Source organism: Psychrobacter sp. (assembly GCF_049295055.1).
Lineage (GTDB): Bacteria > Pseudomonadota > Gammaproteobacteria > Pseudomonadales > Moraxellaceae > Psychrobacter.
In genome coordinates this window covers 1-4,937 of sequence record NZ_JBAQQF010000043.1, presented here as the reverse complement: position 1 = coordinate 4,937, position 4,937 = coordinate 1, and the positions used below count along the sequence as shown (strand labels likewise).

Sequence of the window (4,937 nt, the reverse complement as noted above, 5' to 3'; positions counted from 1 at the left end):
TGTTTGACTCACTAACTGAAACAATCCATTCTTCAGTTTTTTAAAGCTGTATAAATCCGCTGTTGCCTTGCAGATATGACACGAGTCAATTTCTCCATCAGAAACCTGTGTCTTTTCAATGATAATCAGATAACGCTCTTCACCTGCTGTATTTTTATATTGAATAACAGGGTGCATTAAGGCTATAGTCGCCCTGCCAGAATCATCATATTTCCCTAATCCGATATACGGTGTATCTTCCATATAATCCACATGAATATCGAACATCTGACCATTGTAAAACTGACGCATGACTTCTTTAAAGCTTAAGTCTTTAATTTTGACCTGAGCCATTTGACTGGCAGAGAAAGCAGGAGCCGCAGCCATTACAGGAGTCACAGATAGAACACCTAAGCTGAGCGCCAAACTAAGTAAAAGCTTTTTCATACCAGACTCCATCAAACATCATATTTTTAAAATAGCGACTCACTGTCAAAAGCTATAAAACTTCATCCACAAGTGCAGCAGCATCTGCGATGCGGAGCTCGCCTGACATTAACTTGGGTAAAAGGGTGTCACGGAGTTTGGCTAATTCTTGGTTTTGTATTAACGACTTTAGGTTCTTCTCGTACAAAGAACTAACTGATGAATCATAAGCATCTAATACTGGATTTGCAGGAAATATAAGCTTTATTTTAGAGAAATTAGAAGTGTTTAAGTTTAATGTTACAGCACCACCGCTAGCTAGGTCTTGAAGACTTTTTTCCATCCCCAAAAAACTTGAATAAAGATAATAAAGCGTATTTTTTTCTGCTGGTATCAGTGAGTTAATTTGTTGATTAGTATGTGCTTCTCTACTGGTTATTAATACTTTTCCAACAGTAGCTATACAGCTAACGCAAATGCTACCTTTGGGTATAAGTTTATTTTTTTGGGAGTTAGAACCTTCAAAACTAAGGTTATCAATCGTCGTAGTTGCCCAAGCAACATGATGCATGTCTGGTATTTTTATAAATGAGATATCATTACCATAGTATTCAGCTTTCTTTTTTGAAGGTGTTTTTCCACAAACGACTTGTCCAAAACCTTGGACCTCGCTAATACCCCAACCCTTCGGAATCCAACCCATCTCTTCAGTAAACTCAAACTCATCAGGGAATAAGCCTTCAATATCTGAATTGCCTTTTTTCTCAATCCCTTTACGCATCTCAGCGCGTTCAGCGAACTCATCAGGAATGGCGTTACCAGCAGCCAGCGCATTATCAATCACCGGATCGAAATCAACAAACCAGCTTTTAAACAAAGCCTGCGCCATCGCTTCTAACGTTTCGTTCATTTGACGGTTAAGCTCAATTTTATTGTCTAAAGAACCGAGAATATGAGCAATGGCTTTTTGTTCTGGGAGTGTTGGTGTGGGAATTTGGAAAGCCTTAATATTCGGCATCCTAATATTGCTAACCGTCGTTCCTGTTCCTTCATTCCAACTAATTTGATGTTGTAGATATGGGCTTTGTAATGCAAATAATAAAAAGGTTGAATCCATTATTTCTTTTTTAACTCTTAATAGAACCATCCTCTGACCAAGGCAACAACGTAGCCCTTCTGGAATTTGACACACCTCTCCCATTGGCGCTTCACGAGTTAGAACTAAATCACCTGATTCTGGTATAGCTCTTTTAACTCTAGCTTGATAGCCTTCTTCGTTAGTAAAACTAGGTGAAGATAAATCCAATCTACCATTTTTTATATTATTGCTACGGAGAACAACAACGCCCTCGTCCATCCACTTAGGTGTCGAATGAGGACAATCAATAATGAGCTCTGTTACTTCATCAAGACACATTTCTTCCCAATTACTCGCCATAACCCAATACCTCCAAGTTTTGACGAATGGTCGCGTCTAGCTTTTCTGACTCTTGCATTTGCTTGTACAAAGTTTGGCTGAGCTCTAACATTTTAGTTTCAAATGGTATGCCGTCATCTTCAATAGCAGCAGCACCCACATAGCGTCCAGGGGTCAGTACATAATCATTGGCTTTGATATCGTCAAGGGTGGCTGACTTACAGTAACCTGCTTCATCGCTATAGGCTTCATAGCCACCTGCTTCTTTCTCACCGCGCCAAGCATGATAAGTCTTGGCAATCGCTTCGATATCGTCAGTGCTGAACTCTTTATGGGTTCGATCTATCATCGCGCCGATATTACGGGCATCGATAAATAGCGTCTCGCCTGTGCGATTGCGCAGTCCACGTGCTTGGCTATGCGCTGACTTGCCTTGTTTGTCTTTACTGATAAACCATAAGCACACTGGAATTTGGGTGGTATAAAACAGCTGACCCGGTAGCGCAATCATACAATCGACTAAATCATTCTCGATAATCTGCTGGCGTATCTCACCTTCACCACTGGTGGTGGTAGACATCGAACCATTGGCTAGTACGAAACCAGCAGTTCCGTGCTCAGAGAGCTTAGATATCATGTGCAATATCCACGCGTAGTTGGCATTGCCTGTCGGCGGTGTCGGATAGCCTGCCCAGCGTGGGTCATCGACCAGCTCATCAGAGGCACGCCAATCCTTTTGGTTAAAAGGTGGGTTTGCCATGATGAAATCAGCTTTGAGGTCTTCGTGCTGATCTTTAAAGAACGTATCGGCTGCGACATCACCCAAGTTGCTAGAGATACCACGAATGGCAAGGTTCATCTTGGCAAGTTTATAGGTGGTACTGGTGTACTCTTGCCCATAGATAGACACGTCTTTGGTATTACCGTGGTGACTTTCGATAAACTTAATGGACTGAACGAACATACCGCCTGAGCCGCAGCATGGATCATAGATTTTGCCTTGATACGGCTCTAACATTTCTGCAATCAGATTGACCACAGATTTGGGTGTATAGAACTCACCACCACCCTTACCTTCTGTCGCGGCAAACTTACCTAAGAAATACTCGTAGACGCGCCCTACCGTGTCTTCTTCTGGATTACCGATGGTGTCGATGTTATTGACCACATCAATTAAGGCGGCAAGCTTACTAGCTGTTAAGCCAAGACGAGAGAAATAGTTGTCAGGCAATGCGCCTTTTAGTGATTGGTTGGTCTTCTCAATGGTGCTGAGCGCTGTATCGATTTTAAGCGCGATGTCTTCTTGCTTAGCATTCTGTTGAATAAAGCTCCAGCGGCTCTCTTCTGGCAAATAGAACACGTTATCTTTGGTATAGGCTTGCACCATATCGATATGTTTCTCATAACCAGTATCGATAAGCTTCTGTCTTTGCTGCTCAAAGGTATCGCTGATGAATTTCAAGAAAATTAGGCTAAGGACGATGTGCTTATATTCTGAGGACTCGACGCTACCTCGTAGCTTGTTGGCGGCATCCCAAAGGGCTTCTTCAAAGCGACCATCTTTTATATTGTCGTTCTTATTTGCAGGTGTTTTAGCCATGTTTCTTTAGTCTCTATATTTTGATACTGAATCACGCAACGAGTGAATGATTAGCCGTACAAGAAAGGAATTTACTTTATGGTAACAATTTTAGCGGGATTGCGTTTTTAAGCAAGCTTATCTGCCAACTAGTTTTTGGAACTGCTTATTATTTGACGATTATTATAGATTGAAATAGGGATTAAAGCTCATTTCACCTGAGGGTATGGACAACGAGAGAGATACTTATACGGATGAAAGCTACCCTATTTAAATAAATATTTTAGCCAATAAAAGTTTATATTTATGCTTATGCAAGAATAGTAGTTAATGACTTTAAGCTCAGTATCGTCCCGTATCGTTTTATTAAGCCCTAACATTATTAGGGATTTAGGAGAGATTTTTTGAAAAAGTTTTTACCTTGGTTAGTTGGGTTATTGGTCATATTTGCAATTTATCTTTATGCATCACCCTATCTTGTTCTAAATAATATTAAAAATGCCGCTGAACAAGGAGATGCAGATAAGCTTTCAGTTTACATTGACTTTCCTAGCGTTAAGCAGAGTATAAAGGATCAAGCCAAAGCCGTTATGGTCAAAGAGCTTGCTTCCAGTAAGGAGCAAGATGGATTTGAAGCTTTAGGCACCATGTTAGGCGCTGCAATGATAGATCCACTCATTGATGGTTTAGTAACGCCAGATGGTGTTGCATTAATGCTCCAAGGGCAAAAACTAGATTTCGATTTAAATAATGACACGCCTGAAGATAAGCCTAAATCCAAAAATGAAGATATCGATTATAAAGCCGGCTACCTATCCTTTAATCGATTCAAAGTTCAGGTAATTGATGCAGATGATCCGAATGAGTCCATAGATGTGATCATGCATAGAGACTGGCTTAGCTGGAAGGTGACAAGGATTAACTTTTCTTTAGATTCAAAAGATAAGAAAATCAAAGAATCCTCTATCGCTGACTTAGACTGGGCTAATGAAGAGAATGCAAGTGAAGCCTATGATGATGTATTCCAAGATCTAGGTGAACAGCAGGATACTGATACTACATCAATATCAGACGTAAGTGAGAGTGCTTATGATTCTTTGAGTGAAGACGACTACAATAACGGAACAGGTGCTAACGCTGTAGAAATAACGGGACCACTAACACCAGCACAAGCGGCACACATTGATTATCTCATTGATAATGATGTTGAGGTATCACAGGACATAATAGAGTTATTAAACGATTTTACACTTGGTGGTGGTACAGAGTCTGATTTACGTCAATTCATTATTGAACGTTCAGGCTATGACGATGGCTATGATGGATTGGAAGATTGTCGTAACCCAGATTTAACCGAAGCGCAGTATATGAATAAATGTACTTAATGAATAGTAGATGGATAATAATTCTAGGTGTAATGGACATTTTTCATGCTGTCATAGTGCCTAAAGCTATATACTGTCTCTATTTGCAAGGAATCAACGCCATGAATCAAAAAACTGCCCTTTTTGTCGTGACAAACACATCAAGAAAAAT

General features: G+C 40.3%; 3 protein-coding genes and 1 pseudogene. 1 reads left to right on the top strand and 3 read right to left on the bottom strand.

Features of this window, described 5'->3' with window-relative positions; translation table 11 throughout:
• The 3 genes and pseudogenes from WAZ74_RS06090 to WAZ74_RS06080 form a co-directional block, all read right to left on the bottom strand.
• Positions 1-426 (bottom strand): annotated as a pseudogene (locus WAZ74_RS06090) (hypothetical protein); the annotation flags it as partial.
• Between the two features lie 52 nt (positions 427-478).
• Positions 479-1,843, bottom strand: a complete 1,365-nt coding sequence (locus WAZ74_RS06085; protein ID WP_422306860.1) for a restriction endonuclease subunit S — start codon at positions 1,841-1,843, stop codon at positions 479-481.
• The gene (locus WAZ74_RS06080) at positions 1,833-3,422 is read right to left on the bottom strand and encodes a type I restriction-modification system subunit M (RefSeq protein WP_422306858.1); all 1,590 of its coding nucleotides are present in this window, start codon (positions 3,420-3,422) and stop codon (positions 1,833-1,835) included. The genes WAZ74_RS06085 and WAZ74_RS06080 overlap by 11 nt, the downstream gene beginning before the upstream one ends.
• Before the next feature lie 383 nt (positions 3,423-3,805).
• Here WAZ74_RS06080 and WAZ74_RS06075 point away from each other — a divergent pair, with 383 nt between their 5' ends.
• Complete coding sequence (locus WAZ74_RS06075; RefSeq protein ID WP_422306856.1) at positions 3,806-4,786, top strand: DUF2939 domain-containing protein; 981 nt, start codon at positions 3,806-3,808, stop codon at positions 4,784-4,786.
• Positions 4,787-4,937: the final 151 nt, after the last annotated feature.

Bases quoted from the DNA above. Each gene is read 5' to 3' on its own strand.
- WAZ74_RS06080 (WP_422306858.1), bottom strand. From the start codon at position 3,422: ATGGCTAAAACACCTGCAAATAAGAACGACAATATAAAAGATGGTCGC.
- WAZ74_RS06085 (WP_422306860.1), bottom strand. From the start codon at position 1,843: ATGGCGAGTAATTGGGAAGAAATGTGTCTTGATGAAGTAACAGAGCTC.